This window comes from Anaerobacillus sp. CMMVII, assembly GCF_025377685.1.
In the GTDB taxonomy this organism is placed as follows: Bacteria; Bacillota; Bacilli; order Bacillales; family Anaerobacillaceae; genus Anaerobacillus.
This window is the reverse complement of sequence record NZ_JACEHK010000010.1, coordinates 276,800-294,122: the sequence shown is the minus strand read 5'-3', so window position 1 is coordinate 294,122 and position 17,323 is coordinate 276,800. Positions and strand designations below refer to the sequence as shown.

Sequence of the window (17,323 nt, the reverse complement as noted above, 5' to 3'; positions counted from 1 at the left end):
TCTGTTATTATAACAAAGACTAAAAATAAGGTAAAACCCCATCTAGTTACGAGCGTTTTGTTAGAGACGCACACCTAAAAAACGAGACTGCAATTAATTTTGCAGTCTCGCTTTATTGTACAGTAATTTAGATCCAACCTCTAAAACGTGAAGCTTCTGCCATTTTTCGTACACCGACCATATAGGCGGCTAAGCGCATATCAACCTTACGGGATTCTGAAAGGTTATATACATTATTAAATGAGGTAACCATTACCTTTTCCAGCTTCTCTTCAACTTCTTCTTCTGTCCAATAGAAACCTTGGTTATTTTGCACCCATTCAAAGTATGAAACAGTCACGCCACCAGCACTAGCTAATACGTCTGGCACAAGAAGAATTCCTCTCTCAGTTAAAACCTTCGTTGCTTCCAATGTTGTTGGACCATTGGCTGCTTCTACAACTATTTTTGCTTTAATGTTATTTACATTCTCTTCTGTGATTTGATTTTCGATTGCTGCAGGAACTAAAATGTCGCAATCTAATTCTAATAACTCTTTATTCGTTATTGTATCTTTAAATAGTTTTGTCACTGTTCCAAAGCTATCACGACGATCTAGTAAGTAATCAATGTCTAATCCTTCTGGATCATGAAGAGCACCATATGCATCTGAAATACCAATTACTTTTGCTCCAGCATCGTGCATAAATTTTGCCAAAAAGCTACCAGCATTACCAAATCCTTGAATAACTACCCGAGCTCCCTCAATCGAGATGCCTCTCTTTTTCGCAGCTTCACGAATGCAAATTGTAACACCCTTTGCCGTTGCTGATTCTCTACCGTGTGAACCCCCTAGTACAATTGGTTTACCTGTAATAAAACCAGGGGAGTCAAACTCTTTAATTCTGCTATATTCATCCATCATCCAAGCCATGATTTGTGAGTTTGTGAAAACATCTGGTGCAGGAATATCTTTCGTTGGCCCTACGATCTGGCTTATAGCTCGTACATATCCACGACTTAAGCGTTCAAGTTCACGGAACGACATTTCACGTGGATCACAAATAATTCCACCTTTTCCACCACCATAAGGTAAATCAACAATCCCCGCCTTTAAACTCATCCAGATTGAGAGTGCCTTTACTTCTTTTTCTGAAACATTCGGATGAAAACGAACGCCACCTTTTGTAGGACCAACCGCATCATTATGTTGAGCACGATATCCTGTGAATATTTTAATCGAATCATCATCCATTCGAACCGGAATTCGAACTGTTAACAATCTTAATGGTTCTTTCATTAGTTCATATACTTCGTCTGAATAACCTAACTTATCTAGTGCAAGCTTAATTACAGTTTGTGTTGATTTTAAAACATCTGTAGATTCATGATTATTATCAGTGTTGCTTCCCATGATTTTCACCTCTAATTTTTTCTCTATCTCTGTTTTATATGAAAGCACTTACAAGTATAACTATAATGAATTACGCCGATTTTTTCCACTATACTTTCACATTTCTGAGAAATATTTTTTTGGTTTTTGCTATTTACTTTTTCAAATTTATCTGTTTTCAAGTCAGGTTCCATAAAAAGCGTTTTTACTAAAATGACGTACCCTTAAGTAACCCAGATCATTTTTACCTCCGAGTCCATATTAATAAATATTCTCTTCCTTGTAACCATCTATGTAGGAAAAGCAAAATTTTCAGTGTGGATTAAACCAAAAAGCTATAATCAAATAGAAAAAGGTACCCACATGTCATATTTAGGTACCTTCTTCTATTTTTCATTGATTATTTTTTTAAGGATAATTGAACTAACTTTTCAATCATATCTTCATAAGACAAACCAATCTCTCTAGCAGCATCAGGGTAAAGGCTTGTCGGTGTCATTCCAGGTAAAGTATTAACCTCTAAAATGACCGGCTTCTCCCCATTATGTGGAACAATGAAATCAACTCGAGAATAGACATCGCAACCTAATGCAATATGCGCGAGAACAGCTTGTTCTTGTAATAATTTAGTAATCTCATCACTAACTCTAGCAGGAACAATATGCTCACTCATGCCAGGTGCGTATTTAGACTCATAGTCATAATACGCATTTTTCGGAACGATTTCTACAACTGGTAGTGCTTTCACATCACCCTTATTGCCCATTACTGCTACTGTTACCTCTTGACCTGAAATAAACTCTTCTAAAAGGACAACATCATCGTGTATAAACGCTGACTTAATCCCATCCATTAGTTCCGTTTCATTTTTTGCAATCGTTAATCCAATGGTTGAACCCTCATGATTCGGCTTAACTACAACAGGATAAGCTAATTCATGAGAAAAGTCCTTTTCAATGAATAAATGCTTTTCAACGAGCTTCTCATTTGCCACTCGAATTCCTTTTAGAGCAAACATTTTTTTCGATCTAGCCTTATCCATTGCTAACGCAGAACCAAGTACATTTGAGCCAACATATGGGATTTGCAATAAGTCTAACATTCCTTGAATTCTACCGTCTTCTCCAAGTCGACCATGTAAGCCAATAAAAAAAAGATCAACATCTAAATTCATGATTTTTTGTAAGCAATCTTTTGACCCTTGAAAATCGATTCCAATCACATCATGGTTTTTTTTCTTTAACGCTTCAATTATTCCTTTTCCACTCGATAACGATACTTCTCTTTCAGCAGATGTCCCACCATAAAGCACGCAAATTTTCATTTTTATAAATCACTCCCACATCTGAGTTATGTAAATTAGTATATTCGCCTAGTAGGAAATTGTGTCTTTTCTACAGAATGCTCTTGTCGTAAATAATATTTAAAAATAACTTATTTTATGTTTAACACTTTATACAAAACACAAATTTGTTACGTGAACATACTTACAGACAAACTAGGCAGAACCATTACAAACTTTATTGTCTTAAGTCTACTATATGATAACATTGTCGCTTAAAAAATCAATTACAGTCTACTACAAAATAGAAAAAACCTCTAGTTGAGGTTTTTCATTTATTTATAAAAAGTTTGATATATTTTTTCAATCGCGTTACATTCAATAATCTCTTTAGCGTATTCAACTAATCGATAAATGGTAATCGTCGATGGATTGCCGTATTCGGATAGAAGGGCAATAAACGCATCCATATCGACTCCAAATAAGTCTTTTTCTTCAAATGTTAAGAAATAGTGGTTTTCAAAATGTAGTAAGCTTCCTGTAGGTACACCAAAACCTATTAATCTTGGCGATAAAGAAATAACATCCTCGATACTTTGAAATTCATAAATAATTTCTTCACTTTCATCTAACGTTACTTGCATTTCAATAAACCCATCATCGAATTCTTCGTCTATATCATCATCTTTTTTGGATTTTGTGACGATCACAACCATCCCTTGAGCTGGTAGTGAAAACACTTCTATAGCAATCGGTCCATCAGCTTCAAACCCTAGTTCATCACTAGCTTCAAGCATCATATCCCTGAAAAGCTGATGAACCTTTGGGATATCTTGCCACATTTCTTCTTTAGTAATGCCTCGTTCACTGAGATCATCAAAGGTAAGAAAGATTTTTATTTTATCATAATTAAGCCTTTCTAAGCGCATAGTATTTCCCTCCTTTTTACACAGTTAGAAAAAACTTGGCTTTTCGTCAGTAGACAACCTTCGTTTTTTTCATTTTTCACTCTGGGTAAATATGGCTTAAAAGCCTCTACAGTTCATAACTAACTTTCTCTATTGATAGGTAATATTAAGATATGAAAAAAAGTGCCAATAGGTTCATTCATTTTTATATCATTTTGCCTTCTGTTACATTTTTCCGAATCTATTTTTTAACCAATTATCCCACTCATCAATTGTTTGTCCAACAAGATTTTCGCTAAATTCTATTTGTTTACGTTTAGGTAACATCTTAACCGCATGCCCACCTAAACCAATATTTAAATTTGGTTCTAGTTTCTGTAGATCACGAATTACCCCTATAGTTTCCGTTAAATTTTCTGCGATGGTACAAGATAAGAAAAGATACTTTGCCTTTACCTCATTCACTACTTGTTCTAAATCTTTGCTAGGGACACCTGTCCCTAAGTAAATAACTTCGAAACCCTTTTTTCGCAAATATAAGGTAAACATTAATAAACCAAGCTCATGCCGTTCGTTTGGTCCACATACAGCGATTGCTTTAGGTAACAACGGATCAACTTGGAGACTGTTAAAAATCATGCCAATTCTCGTTCTTAAATATTGGGATGCATAATGTTCATGAGCTACCGTAATATTATCAGTTTCCCATAATGAGCCAATCTCAATAAGAACAGGAGCAATTATTTCAAGAAGAACTTTCTCCACCGAAAACATACTAAATGCCTCATCTAGAATGGCATTTGCTCTTAATTCTTGGAACCCTAATAAGCTACCACGTAATTCAGCAGCATACGTTTGTAATCGATTTGTTTGCTGTGTCTCAACTTGCGACTCTAAATTCACACTACCTTTTTCTAAGAGTCCTACAGCTTGTCCAATCGTAAACCCTTTATTTACTTTATCGAGTAACCAACGTAAAATTGCCAAATGTTCGTCAGAGTATAATCGATGTCCAGATTCATTGCGAATTGGTTCAATAATATTATATCTTCGTTCCCAAGCACGCAAAGTTCCTGGTTGAATTCCTAACATATTTGAAATTGCTTTTATATTATATTTTGCTTTATCATCTGCCATAACCTTAGCCCCCAAACACTATTGAAACAAGACTAGCTTTAAATAGTATATACATAAAAGGGTTCTTGTGTAAAATTTGTATAACCTTTGTGAAACAAGTTACCCTTTTTTTAATGTGATCACGTGAACCTCAGCTGGGGCACCTAACCTTAATGGTAGCCAATTCGTTCCATAACCGTTACTAATTACAAGAAACATGTCCTTATCTAACTTTTTAATCCCACCTCTTTCAGCTATTCCCCAACCAAATACTCTTATTTGTCCACCATGAGTATGACCACTAAGAATCAGCTTTATTTGATGATTACAACGTATTTCTTTTCTAATATCGGGATTATGACTTATTAGAATTTGAAAGCCATTATCGTAATCTTCTAAAGCTTTATCTAGATTAGCCAAATGATTCCCATAATCGTCAACCCCAACTAGGTAAATTGATTCGCTTCCATCCCTAATAACGATTGATTGATTTACTAAAGGTGTGACTCCTGAGTCTTTTAACAACTTTTCAAATTCTAAACGATGTAACTCATAATCATTATTACCCCAGACAAAATATGTCGGAGCAATTGCAGTCAGTGCTTTTAAATTTTTCGAGATTCGTGAAAAAGGGACCCCTTTTTGAGCCAGGTCCCCACCAATAATGATGAAATCTATCTTTCCTTTAATCTCGTCTAAGATTAATTCACTAACCTCACGCTGATGTATATCAGAAATAAAAAAAAGCTTTATTCCAGAGAAGTTTTTTGGAAGACTAGGGTATGCAAGCTCTGTATAGGTTATCTTGTCTTTTTTTCCTTCTAGCCACATATAAAACAACAAACTAATACCTATAGCCATAATTAAAACGATGACTCCCACATTTATCTCTCCTCATTTTTTAGCTATTAAAATAACGACTTTTCCGTTGAATGTTAGCATCCATTATACCATAAAAAAGCGAAAATCCGACTGACACCAAAGTAGCTAGAACACTTTCTAAACTAATGTACAAAAATAGTAAACCGATAACAATAATCCATAATAATTCTTTTTTGATGCTATTTGAAACCATAATCTGCTCATATATTCTTTTGATCACCCTTGCAATGGCTAAAAAACCTAGGATATAAAGAACGGTTGCTCCTAACAATTTAAATGGTTCAAAAAGTAATACTTGTAAAATAATATCTAATCTATATTGTTCAAAGGAAGGAAACATACTAAGAGACTTTTTTAAGCACCAAAATCCGATGATTAACAAAACTATTCTTTTTTTCATGTTAGACTCCTTACCCTGGAATAGTGATTATTATATGATATTTAACTATCCTTCAATATATTAATTGATTTGTTTTTTACTCAATAGTTCTTTTTCTTTTGCTGTTTTCGTAAACTCTTTTTGCTTTTAGGTCGTCTTTTGAAAATAAATATGCCATTGGAAATATATTTTTTTCCCGATGGCTTATTTATTCTCAGAAGCTCCACGAAAAGCGTGAAGAACCAAGCATTCGCTTGGTTACGACCTAAGAGCTAATAGCAAATCTATTAGAAAGGCTGTTTTCGCAAAGTTTGTTGTTTAAGTAAATACTAAGATTTCACTACTTATTCAGTAAGTACTGCTCTTTTCTTACTCAATTAATCGGGTGATATCTTCATCTAAGGAATTTTTCGAGACCTTAGAGACCCCGAGTTTACTAATCTGTGCTTAGCTATCTAAAAAAAAGAAACGAACTTAATCTAGTTCGTTTCTTCGTTATGTTTAAAATAATCCGATTGCTTTCCCGTCTTCTGATACATCCATGCGTAATGCCGCTGGCTGTTTTGGTAGCCCTGGCATCGTCATGACATCACCTGTTAATGCGACGATAAACCCTGCTCCTACTGAAGGACGTAATTCACGAATCGTAATTGTAAATCCTTGTGGTCGACCAAGAAGAGCTGGGTTATCGGATAAGGAGTACTGGGTTTTTGCCATACAAATTGGCAACTCCCCCCAACCTTCTTTTTCAAATTGCGTCATTTGCTTTTTGGCTTTAGGAGAGAAATCGACTCCGCTTGCACCATATACCTTTTGAGCGATTGTTTCAATTTTTTCTTTAATTGAAATATTTAACGGATAAAGATGCTCGAATTTATTTTCTTCTTCTTCAATTAATGACACACACTTTTGTGCTAACGCTTCTGCACCCTCGCCACCTTTGGCCCATACTTCAGCAAGAACTGCTTCAACACCATGTTCTTTGCAAAGTTCTTGTAATTTCGCCACTTCTTCATCAGTATCTGTAATAAATTTATTTACTGCTACTACAAGTGGTAAACCAAAGGCTTTAATTGTATCAATATGTTTAAGTAAATTGTCAATCCCACGCTCTAATGCAGCAACATTCTCATTCTTAAGTTCATCTTTCGGAACACCACCATGCATTTTCAAAGCTCTAATTGTCGCAACGACAACAACTAAACTTGGTTTGATGTTGGCATATCTTGCTTTTATATTTAAGAATTTCTCGGCACCTAAATCTGCCCCGAAACCTGCTTCTGTAACGACATAATCCCCAAGCTTTGCTGCCATTTTTGTCGCGATGATACTGTTACAACCGTGAGCAATATTAGCAAAAGGACCACCATGAATTATTGCTGGTGTATTTTCTAGCGTTTGTACTAGGTTTGGCTTAAGAGCTTCTTTTAACAATAAGGTTAACGCACCTTCAACTCCTAAATCCTTTACTGTTACCGGCTGCTGCTCAAAGTTATATGCTACTACTATTTTTGAAAGTCGTTCCTTTAAGTCTTGTAGGTTATTAGCCAAACAGAGGATTGCCATAATTTCAGAAGCAACCGTTATGTCAAAGCCGGTTTCACGTGGCACCCCTTGAATCGGACCACCAAGACCGATCACTACTTGTCTAAGCGCTCGATCATTCAAATCAACGACTCGTTTCCAAACAACTCGTCTAACATCAATATTCAAATGATTACCTTGGTGAATATGGTTATCAAGTAATGCAGCTAACGCATTATGCGCAGTTGTAATTGCATGAAAATCACCTGTAAAGTGAAGATTAATATCCTCCATTGGGACTACCTGAGAATAGCCACCACCTGCTGCGCCACCTTTAATACCCATCGTAGGACCTAAAGATGGTTCTCTTAATGCGATAATAGCATTTTTGCCAATTCTAGATAAGCCCTGACCAAGGCCTACTGTTACTGTCGATTTCCCTTCTCCAGCAGGTGTTGGACTAATTGCCGTAACTAAAATAACTTTACCATCTTCCTTGTTATGTAGGCGATCGAGAACATCAAGGGATATTTTCGCCTTATATTTTCCGTAAGGCTCCCAATCATCTTTTGCAACATTTAATTGTTCAACAATCTCTTCAATTGGTTTCATTGTACATTCTTGAGCAATTTCTATGTCCGATTTTACTTCCTTCATTTTTACAGCCCCCTAGGTATTTTTTCATTTACAAACTAAGAAAACAATATATCTACTCCAACACTTTCCATTTTAACGAAAAATGAGGAATTTTACTATTCTGTTTAAACTAATCGTAGAGTTAGTCAAATGATGCCTCGGTGCTTAATTTCCCCCAAAAATATTATATGGTGGAAAAGGATGAACTAAAGCTTTTTAGCCACCCTTTTCAGATTTAAATTGCTGATTTATTTAAATGAATCCTTTGTACTAATGCCCCACCTTTATTTAAGGCTTCTTCGTTAGCTGGGATTAGGTATTGCTTTCTTTCCGACAAAACTTTTTTAAGCGATTCGATTACAGACTCTTTGGAAACGGCTCGAGAATATTCTAGAAAAGCTCCCAAAATGACTGAGTTTGCGACACGAACACTACCGATTTCGGTTGCAATTTCAGTAGCAGGTACTTCAATAATTGTTATATCTTCACGAGTACTCTTTAAATCAATAATTGACTTATTAACAATGAGTACTCCTCCTGGTCGTACTGTTTGCTCAAATTTTTGGAAAGAAGGTTTATTTAAAACAATTGCAACAGTGGGATTTTGAATGACTGGTGACCCAACAGGCTCATCACTAATAATTACCGAGACATTAGCGGTTCCACCACGTTGTTCAGGTCCATAGGATGGTAACCACGACACGTGAAGGTCCTCAATCATCCCTGCATAAGCTAATAACTGCCCCATTGACATGACTCCTTGACCACCAAAACCTGCAATTATGATCTCATGTAACATTAATTAGCGCCTCCCCGATCTTTCTTAACTCCCAGCGGGTAATAAGCAACCATTTCATCTTCTACCCATTTTAAAGCTTCCTCAGGATCTAGTCCCCAATTCGTTGGACAGGTGGAAAGAACTTCAACGAAGCTAAAACCAATTCCTTCTTTTTGATAAGTAAACGCCTTTTTAATTGCCTTTTTTGCTTTCATGATGTTAGCAACATTATGCGTCGACACTCGCTCAATATAGGCTACACTGTCAAGCGTAGCTAACATTTCCGAGACGCGGATCGGAGCTCCTTGAATTTTTTCATCTCTTCCTAATGGTGTCGTTGCAGTTTTTTGGCCAATTAAAGTAGTTGGAGCCATTTGCCCCCCGGTCATACCATAAGTCGCGTTATTCACAAAGATAACGGTGAAGTGCTCACCCCTAGCCGCAGCATGGATAATTTCAGCCATTCCAATCGAAGCTAAATCACCATCTCCTTGATACGTAAAGACAATCCTATTCTTAGGGACGACACGTTTGATTCCTGTTGCTACAGCAGGAGCACGACCATGTGCCGCTTGGGTCATATCACAATTAAAATATTCGTAGGAAAGTACTGAACAACCAACAGAGGCAACACCGATTGTGTCCTCAATAACATCCAATTCCTCTAAAGCTTCTCCCACTAAACGATGGATGATTCCATGAGTACACCCTGGACAGTAGTGGGTCTCCTTATCTTGTAGACCTAACGTTTTTTGAAAAACGACCTTCATTACTGCTCCCCCCCTGCTAAATTGATAATAGCTTCCAAGATTTCTGATTGACTTGGAATTACTCCGCCTGTTCTACCAAAAAATGAAACAGGAGCTCTCCCGTTTACAGCTAGGCGAACATCTTCTACCATCTGCCCGGTATTCATTTCTACTGTTAGAAATGATTTTGCCAGTTCGCGATATTCAACAAATGGTTGTTCTGGGAATGGCCACAAAGTTATCGGTCTGATCATCCCAACCTTAATCCCTTGTTTTCTTGCAGCATCAATAACATTTTTACAAATTCGCGAGACTGTGCCATAGGCAACTACGAAATATTCAGCATCTTCGGTTCTGTATGTGTCAAAGCGTGCCTCGTTTTGCTTAATTTCTTCATATTTTTTCTGTAATGTATAATTGTGATTCTCTAAGTTAATATCATTTAACTGCAAGGAGGTAATTACCCGTGGTGGCCCATCTCCCCTCGTACCAGTGGTTGCCCATTCTTTCTTTATTGGTTCCTTCAACTCATGATCAGAAAACTCTACAGGCTCCATCATTTGACCGAGCATACCATCTCCCATCAAAATGACAGGAGTACGATACTGGTCAGCTAAATCAAAAGCCACTTCAGTTAATTCTACAATTTCTTGAAGGGTACTAGGTGCTAGGACTGGAGTATTGTAGTCTCCATGCCCACCACCTTTCGTTGCTTGAAAGTAATCTGATTGCGATGGTTGGATATTTCCTAACCCTGGACCTCCTCTAGCAATATTAACGAGAACCGCTGGAAGCTCTGCGCCAGCTAAAAAGAAATCCCTTCTTGCTTTAAACTAAAACCTGGACTTGATGATGACGTCATCACTCTAACTCCAGCTGATGCGGCCCCATAGACCATGTTGATTGCAGCAACTTCACTTTCTGCTTGTAAAAATAAACCATCTACTTCTGGTAAGCGCCTAGCCATGTACGCAACAAGTTCACTCTGTGGTGTAATCGGATATCCAAAAAAGTATTTACAGCCAGAGTGAATTGCTGCTTCGGCAATGACCTCGTTCCCCTTCATTAATACCTTTGTCATTGTCTTTTTCTCCCCTCTAAAGTTCATTCTATTTCCCTCTTTTTTATGAGGCGTTTTTTCTCTCTATCGGACGATATACAGTGATAACTCCATCCGGACAAATTCGACCACATGCTGTACAGCTAGTGCACGCCTCTTGATCTTCAACATACGCCGGATGATAGCCTTTTAAATTAATAGTTTCAGAGATTTTGATAATATCTTGTGGACAAACATTTACGCAAAGCGCACAGCCCTTGCAAATATCTTCATTAAAAATGACTCTCTTCTCCATCGTTTCTCTCTCCTCCTTATTTTTCCCATGGTAAAGTCATGAAACGCTTTATATAGTTTATATTAGTAAATGCTTCAAACTCCTCAGGGTCGCTAATATTATCTGACAATGTTGTGTATAAAAATGGTATATTTAATCTTTCACTTACTTCCTCGGAAACTTTTATACCTTGTAGAAGATTAGCTGCAGTCGTTTCTTGACTTCCTAGGTTTGTATTATTTATTAAACCTGTGACTGTTAGCCTTGATACAGATTCAATTTCGCGAATTGTATTTATTACACCCTCTACTGAACTTACATAAGGTCGATTCGTATTAATAACAAATAAAAGCTCGTAATCTTCATCTTTTAAGTGATGATAATATTGCCCTAATGCTGTGGCTCCATCTTTATCGCCACCTACATCAATGATTACACGGTAGGATTTATCCTGTAAGACTCGATAAATTTCTGGTGAAACAATTGGTAGATCTGCCTGTGCTAAAATTCCTTTAGGAGCTATAAGCTCAACACCCAATTCCTTAAGATGCTCCCCAACATCTCTCGATCTAAAATATGGGTTTATCACATCAAGATCATTTAAGGCCACTTTTGAAAATTGCTTCGCTTCTTTTATCGCTAAATTTATTGAGATCTCTGTCTTTCCACTACCAAAATGACCTGTTAAGATTTTTATCCTTTTTTTATGATCCATCTTCCTCCCCCTTTCAAGAAAAGTACAACTTCCTACTTACCTAAGCACCTTTCTCCAAATACTTTTCTAGCTCTCACAGAGTAATCACAGATTCAGTATTCTCCCTATTAGTTATTTGACCTTAAGGGAATGGCACTATTTTTTTCCATACTTCTATTATACAGTGCTTGAAAACGCTTTCAATAACTGTTAACTATTTTTAAAAAGTTTAAATAACATGAACTTTCTGATAACATTTTTTTAGGGTTACTACACTCGATTCCTGCCTACATTTGGATCTCTCATAATGAGGGTCAACTTTAGCTTTTGGAATCGTAGTAACCCCAAAAACAACACTCTTCACAAAAACATTAATTGAAAAATAACTTGTACTATTTCTTAAACTTAATAATAAATATGTAATTAAAGGTGGTTCTTCTTATAAAGCATTAATGGTTACCGGAGCGGCCATAAAGAAGATGTGAGGTGATGAGATGAAGGAGTTAGAGGAGTTTTTAAAGCAAATAAATATTACTGATCTATCAAAAGCCACACTGCTATCGCTAATGAAAAAAAAGGAAAAAGAAAATAAAATGCAAACAACCCTTAATTTTATTGGCGGTTTCACAATTTTTGTCATACTAATTTTTGCAGGGTATTTCTATTATAAAATGAAAGTAACTGGTGGTCTTGGTAGTTCTGCCTTAACGTTTATAGTGAGTGACATCATTATTGTCACCCTCCTAGGCATTCTTGCTTTTTTAATTTATTCAATGTTTCACTTTAAACGAAAATTTGATAAAGCAGAAAAAGATGTTGATAAGATAAGAGAAGATATTATGGATAGAAGTTACGAATTTTGGAGGACTCAGGAAGAATTACAGGAACGCTATAAAGTATTTAAGTATCTTAAAGATAGCCAAGATATTAATTTATTTCATAAATAATAAGGATGGAGCCGACACTCAAGTCAGCTCCATCCTTATTATTTATGGCAATTGAGCAGGAAAACCAAATAGAACATATTGGTCTCGACTATAATGATTACCATTTATACAAACTTGACAATCTGTAAATGATTGAATTTTTCCAAAGGCAATTGTTTGTTTTCTGTCTAAACAAAAAACCTCAATAGGCATCCCTATCCGTTGATTATATCCAAGATCATCATCAGTAATTACCGTCTTGTTCCTAAGCTTCGTTAAAGTCATACTGATCACTCCTTGCAGGTTATTTTTGTTAGCTAAGAAATAGTTACTACATTACAAAAATAGAATGTTTAATTATTAATCTATAGAACATTGATTATTTGAATGGAACGTAAGCGTTTTCTTGTTATTATTATAAAGGAAATAATTTTAATTTTCAATCAATTTTACATTAAAAGGATGTTACAAAACTTCTCAAATGAAATCTAAATTAGAAAAGCGCTAGCGGCCTAGGAAAAATAAAGTGTGCTTTTCCCTAGGAAAATGTATACTTTTTCCCTGCTTATTACTAACAAGCAACCTCAGGAGACGATGAGGCTTGTGCCAGAATCAAGTACTCAAAACAGTTAAACTAGTTTCGGAATACTTTTCTATTTTTCAACCTGAACAAGTCCGAACTTGGTCTAAGTTCGGAATACTTTACTATTTTTCAACTTGAACCTATCCTAACTTCAACCACATGCGTTTACACCACGTAACAGTCGATAGAATAGTGATCGTTCATACAGAATTATAACCACTTGAAAAAGAGGATATGTAATTTGTACATTCTTAAACGGTCAAAAATGTACAACGTTAACTTGGCATCCATAATTTCCTAAAAAAAAAGAAAGCTTATAAAAGCTTTCACAAAGAGAGAAAAATAAGAGGTCATTTACATTTATTACTTTACTACATATTCGTACTAAAGTAAATATAAATATTAGAAAATTCAAAAATCATTTTAAGTCCCATTTTAATAAACTCCTGTAAACAAAAAAGTATTAAATCCCCCTATTACAATAAGAGTATCTAATACCATTATTCCAGATTATAAATTTAGCCTTTCAATCCAACTTGGATATGTAAGTACTAAAATAACAAGTAGGAAGAATAACATCAATAAAATTCTTACCAACGGAAACCTAACTCTTTGTTTTTTTCGCTTGTTTCGTTTTTCATCGATTTCTTTTTGCTTAACTTCTGGTTCTGCTGTCTTTTTTTTATATTTCTCTTTCCTTGAAGGAAGGCTCAATACGTCGATTTCCTCATTCTCATTATTAACATTTTCTTTAACATCATCAAAATGCTTTCGCAGCTGCTCGGCCTGATCTTTTTTTAAGTCTGATGGCATGTCTCATTATCACCTCAACTATCAAACTACATAAAGTTATTATAATGCAATTATACCTGATTTTTTCTTTTACGAAAGCGTAAAATACATCCCAGCACCAAATCGATCGTAAAATGTGTAAAAATTGGTACGAGTAGATTTTCTGTGATTAAGTAAAGCCACCCTAAATAAAAGCTTAAACATACCGTAATAACAAATAGAACAATTTTTGATAAATAGCGCACATGGATGAAGGCAAACAGTATACTTGCGGGAATGATGCCAAAATGAGTTTGTAGAACACCTCTAAAAAGGATCTCCTCAGCAAATGCGATAACAGTGACTAATAGAATGATGTGAAGAACACTTCTATTTTGAAAAACTCGCTCATTAATCCCGCCATCATCTAACATAGATTTAGGTAAATATTTCTCCAGAACCATTTCAAATAGAATAATAAGTACGGCGGATCCACCACCAAGAACAAAAATATAGAAGGGATCCCACTTAAATAATCGAAAAAAGTCACTCCAGCTCTCAAAAAGATACCAACCAACTACTAATGCAACTACAAGCATGAAGAGCTGAGTAATATATAAATTCAACAAGATCTCCCTGTCAGTCATTTTTTTTATCAAATCAGCCTGCCTCATACTATATCAACCTCTTTTTATATATGGAATATACTCTTTAGTTCAGTTTGCCATGAATGAAAACGATACTCTTTGTATGAGTTCTCTGTAGCAAAATATCCTTCGAGTTCTACTCCACAAATATCACAGCAATGATCATTTTTTTCACTTATACTTTCCCCAAAGTGCTTTAAAACCAATTCTCTACGACAATACTCTTTTTCTCTTAGCCATTCCTGAAATAAAGTTAATTTAGTTTGCTTTGATTTTATCCTTGTTGTAATTTTCTCACTAATATGCTGAAACGCCTCGTTTAATCTATCATTTCCAGGACAGTATTTTAGGTCAACTATAACACCTTGTTCCTCTAAATGAAAACGTATAAACCTCCACATGATTTCAGTAATTCCAGTTTCATTAATTAACGCTAATTCATTTATACGTTCTTGGTTTGTTTTTAGCCGTAAATATTTTGAGATTTCATTCAATTGCTGAAAGCTCGGAAATTCTCTCGTAATTAAGGAAGATTGTAAGACAGATTCTTCCTCACTAAACAAAGTAACTGCAATGCTTTTTTTCCATCGCGCCCTGCTCTGCCTATTTCTTGTAGATAAGATTCGAGCTGCAATGGAAAATGAAAGTGGATAACATAGCGGATATTCTGCTTGTTAACCCCCATGCCAAAAGCACTTGTGCAACAAATTAATTGGAGTTCATCATTAAGAAATTGTTGTTGTATTAATAAGCGATCTTCATTACTCATCCCACCATGATAAGCAGCTATACATTGTATCCCTTTACTTTTTAAGACGTTAACTAAATCTTCCGTCCATTTCTCGTTGAAGCATAAATAATCCCCGGACCTTGAAATTTCTGAACAAAAGTGACAAGTGTTTCTACTTTCTCTTGAACAGTATTCGCATCTCTATGGATAACCATTGCAATATTTTCTCGATCCATACTATAAATATGGGTTTGATAATCTGTTAACGAAAGCTTCTCCGTTATGTCTTTTTGAACCTCCTTAGTAGCCGTTGCTGTAATGGCTAGACAAGGTGGATTCCCCAATTGATGCCTTGCTTCTTTCAACTTTAGGTAATCTGTTCGAAATTCATGACCCCACTGTGAAATACAATGAGCTTCGTCAACAACAAACAGAGAGACCTTTAGTTTATTTAATTTACCCATGACAAATTTAGACTGTAAAATTTCAGGAGATACATATATAAGCTTTTGTTCATGTAATTGGCGAAGTGCTAAATCCCGTTCCTCATAGCTTAAGAAACTATTAAGAGCAATCACTTTTTTTAAGCCTTTGCTTTTTAACTGCTGAACTTGATCCTCCATTAATGAAAGTAAAGGTGATACTACGACAGTTAACCCAGGTAGCATAAAAGCTGGTAACTGATAGCACAATGACTTCCCTGCACCAGTAGGTAGCATTGCTAAGACGTCTTGACCTCTTAAAAGATCATGAATTATCTCTTGTTGCCCTGTACGGAATGACGTTAACTTAAAGAAATTGTATAAAGCTTTTTTAACGTTCATTTAAGAAACCTCTCTTAGCCAAAATTAAACGAATTTGAAAATAAGTAATCGTATGCCCAAGCTTGTCTTTTATTTCTTTTAATCTTTTGGTTTTAAGTTCAGACATGACGGCTAAAATCTCTGTTTGAATTTCTTTGGAAACGAAAGAATCGATCGAGAAATCTTCATAGTTTAAGCAAATTTCAACAAGATGATCCTCAATTGTATTTTGTTTTAAAGAACGTAATCTACTTATCTCCTCAATATTTAACCCCCTTACTAAACAGGCATACGTTTTTTGTGCCGTTTCAGTTAGGAGATTTGTTGTTTCGATTCGATCTAAAATACTATAAATAAGCGGGAATTCATCTTGATGGTCGTAAACCTTTGATATAAGCCCATGAATGACTCCAATATAAAGTAACCTTGTATAAAAACTTTCTATTTTTAGTTCCTGAGCAATCTGATCGATTGTCAGACCCACACGTTTTACTCCACTTAGTCGTAAAACAAAGATAGTTGCTTCAAGATTAGAAAACTGTTTTAACATCGTTTCTAACTCTAAAAAAAGTCGATCCGCAAACTGAGAAGGAGACATGCCACTACTCTGCAGTTTCTCTTTAACCCAAGCTTGCGTTCTGGCATCTTTACTTACCGGTATGAATTCAGAACGATTGAGTTTAAGGAATGATAGACACTGAATTAGTAAAACCATTCTTGTCCAAAAAACATCCGTAATATCTTTATAGATGAAACCATTTAGGTAAGTTGGGAGTGGGGCTTCAGTTAATCTGCTTTGTAAGAATTCTTCTCCTTTTTTTGTCACTATATAGCGTTGTTCACCAGCATCAATCAAATATTCTTTTTCTAGGAGTAGGTTTACTACTTTTAGGGCGGTCGATCTCTCTAGTTGTTTGTAAACACCAAATAATGTTGAGATGTGAAAAAGGCGACAATCTTGCACAGTTTGAGCGGTTTTTTTCCCTTTTAAAATGTGATAGGCACCAAAAACGCTTCTATTTCCATTAAATTTTTTTAAAATTAATAGAAAAATAATTTGTAAATAGTCCAAAGTAAACAGCCCCTATGTAAAATTCAAAAGATATGGAATTTTCTCTTAAACTTAAAAAGTGAGTAATATCAACAATATGGCAACTTTTTCAAACTTTTAAAACCATATAATTATATACCAAGTTTATACAGTTGCAG

General features: G+C 35.4%; 20 protein-coding genes and 1 pseudogene. 1 reads left to right on the top strand and 20 read right to left on the bottom strand.

Going from position 1 to position 17,323, the window contains the following annotated elements:
* Positions 1-127 precede the first annotated feature (127 nt).
* The 13 genes and pseudogenes from H1D32_RS15040 to H1D32_RS14980 all read right to left on the bottom strand — a co-directional run bounded on the left by H1D32_RS15040 (position 128) and on the right by H1D32_RS14980 (position 11,675).
* Entirely contained in the window at positions 128-1,393 is a 1,266-nt protein-coding gene (locus H1D32_RS15040; RefSeq protein ID WP_261179094.1) for a Glu/Leu/Phe/Val family dehydrogenase, read from the bottom strand.
* Positions 1,394-1,772: 379 nt separating this feature from the next.
* Positions 1,773-2,696, bottom strand: a complete 924-nt coding sequence (locus tag H1D32_RS15035; RefSeq protein WP_261179093.1) for a D-alanine--D-alanine ligase family protein — start codon at positions 2,694-2,696, stop codon at positions 1,773-1,775.
* A 293-nt stretch (positions 2,697-2,989) separates the two neighbouring features.
* Positions 2,990-3,583 carry a genetic competence negative regulator gene (locus tag H1D32_RS15030; RefSeq protein WP_261179092.1) on the bottom strand — a complete coding sequence of 198 codons (594 nt, stop codon included), beginning with the start codon at positions 3,581-3,583 and terminating at the stop codon, positions 2,990-2,992.
* Between the two features lie 204 nt (positions 3,584-3,787).
* Positions 3,788-4,699, bottom strand: a complete 912-nt coding sequence (locus tag H1D32_RS15025; RefSeq protein WP_261179091.1) for a MerR family transcriptional regulator — start codon at positions 4,697-4,699, stop codon at positions 3,788-3,790.
* A 99-nt stretch (positions 4,700-4,798) separates the two neighbouring features.
* The gene (locus H1D32_RS15020; RefSeq protein WP_261179090.1) at positions 4,799-5,560 is read right to left on the bottom strand and encodes a metallophosphoesterase; all 762 of its coding nucleotides are present in this window, start codon (positions 5,558-5,560) and stop codon (positions 4,799-4,801) included.
* A 19-nt stretch (positions 5,561-5,579) separates the two neighbouring features.
* A complete protein-coding gene (locus H1D32_RS15015; protein ID WP_261179089.1) occupies positions 5,580-5,960 on the bottom strand; it encodes a hypothetical protein in 381 nt (126 codons plus the stop codon).
* A gap of 480 nt (positions 5,961-6,440) precedes the next feature.
* A complete protein-coding gene (locus H1D32_RS15010; protein WP_261179088.1) occupies positions 6,441-8,120 on the bottom strand; it encodes a formate--tetrahydrofolate ligase in 1,680 nt (559 codons plus the stop codon).
* Positions 8,121-8,334: 214 nt separating this feature from the next.
* On the bottom strand, positions 8,335-8,898 hold the full coding sequence (locus tag H1D32_RS15005) for a 2-oxoacid:ferredoxin oxidoreductase subunit gamma family protein (RefSeq protein ID WP_261179087.1): 564 nt from the start codon (positions 8,896-8,898) through the stop codon (positions 8,335-8,337).
* Positions 8,898-9,647, bottom strand: a complete 750-nt coding sequence (locus H1D32_RS15000; protein WP_261179086.1) for a thiamine pyrophosphate-dependent enzyme — start codon at positions 9,645-9,647, stop codon at positions 8,898-8,900. The genes H1D32_RS15005 and H1D32_RS15000 overlap by 1 nt, the downstream gene beginning before the upstream one ends.
* A complete protein-coding gene (locus tag H1D32_RS14995; RefSeq protein WP_261179276.1) occupies positions 9,647-10,078 on the bottom strand; it encodes a transketolase C-terminal domain-containing protein in 432 nt (143 codons plus the stop codon). The genes H1D32_RS15000 and H1D32_RS14995 overlap by 1 nt, the downstream gene beginning before the upstream one ends.
* Positions 10,076-10,692 (bottom strand): annotated as a pseudogene (locus H1D32_RS14990) (3-methyl-2-oxobutanoate dehydrogenase subunit beta); the annotation flags it as partial. The gene H1D32_RS14995 and the pseudogene H1D32_RS14990, both read right to left, overlap by 3 nt.
* 58 nt (positions 10,693-10,750) lie before the next feature.
* Entirely contained in the window at positions 10,751-10,981 is a 231-nt protein-coding gene (locus H1D32_RS14985) for a 4Fe-4S dicluster domain-containing protein (RefSeq protein WP_261179085.1), read from the bottom strand.
* A 16-nt stretch (positions 10,982-10,997) separates the two neighbouring features.
* Positions 10,998-11,675: a hypothetical protein gene (locus H1D32_RS14980; RefSeq protein WP_261179084.1), complete on the bottom strand. Its 678-nt coding sequence runs from the start codon at positions 11,673-11,675 to the stop codon at positions 10,998-11,000.
* A gap of 473 nt (positions 11,676-12,148) precedes the next feature.
* Between H1D32_RS14980 and H1D32_RS14975 the strand changes: the two genes are divergently transcribed.
* Positions 12,149-12,601 carry a YpbF family protein gene (locus H1D32_RS14975; protein ID WP_261179083.1) on the top strand — a complete coding sequence of 151 codons (453 nt, stop codon included), beginning with the start codon at positions 12,149-12,151 and terminating at the stop codon, positions 12,599-12,601.
* Positions 12,602-12,643: 42 nt separating this feature from the next.
* On the opposite strand, the gene H1D32_RS14970 is transcribed toward H1D32_RS14975, so the two are convergent.
* The 7 genes from H1D32_RS14970 to H1D32_RS14940 form a co-directional block, all read right to left on the bottom strand.
* On the bottom strand, positions 12,644-12,865 hold the full coding sequence (locus H1D32_RS14970; RefSeq protein ID WP_261179082.1) for a hypothetical protein: 222 nt from the start codon (positions 12,863-12,865) through the stop codon (positions 12,644-12,646).
* Between the two features lie 808 nt (positions 12,866-13,673).
* Positions 13,674-13,976: a hypothetical protein gene (locus H1D32_RS14965; protein WP_261179081.1), complete on the bottom strand. Its 303-nt coding sequence runs from the start codon at positions 13,974-13,976 to the stop codon at positions 13,674-13,676.
* Between the two features lie 50 nt (positions 13,977-14,026).
* Positions 14,027-14,608: a CPBP family intramembrane glutamic endopeptidase gene (locus H1D32_RS14960; RefSeq protein WP_261179080.1), complete on the bottom strand. Its 582-nt coding sequence runs from the start codon at positions 14,606-14,608 to the stop codon at positions 14,027-14,029.
* Between the two features lie 17 nt (positions 14,609-14,625).
* Positions 14,626-15,144 (bottom strand): RecQ family zinc-binding domain-containing protein, encoded by a 519-nt coding sequence (locus H1D32_RS14955; protein WP_261179079.1) that lies wholly within the window; start codon positions 15,142-15,144, stop codon positions 14,626-14,628.
* A complete protein-coding gene (locus H1D32_RS14950) occupies positions 15,105-15,458 on the bottom strand; it encodes a helicase-related protein (protein ID WP_261179275.1) in 354 nt (117 codons plus the stop codon). The genes H1D32_RS14955 and H1D32_RS14950 overlap by 40 nt, the downstream gene beginning before the upstream one ends.
* A complete protein-coding gene (locus H1D32_RS14945; protein WP_261179078.1) occupies positions 15,404-16,135 on the bottom strand; it encodes a RecQ family ATP-dependent DNA helicase in 732 nt (243 codons plus the stop codon). Before H1D32_RS14945 ends, H1D32_RS14950 begins: the two co-directional genes overlap by 55 nt.
* On the bottom strand, positions 16,125-17,186 hold the full coding sequence (locus tag H1D32_RS14940; RefSeq protein ID WP_261179077.1) for a YpbB family protein: 1,062 nt from the start codon (positions 17,184-17,186) through the stop codon (positions 16,125-16,127). The genes H1D32_RS14945 and H1D32_RS14940 overlap by 11 nt, the downstream gene beginning before the upstream one ends.
* Between the last annotated feature and the right edge of the window lie 137 nt (positions 17,187-17,323).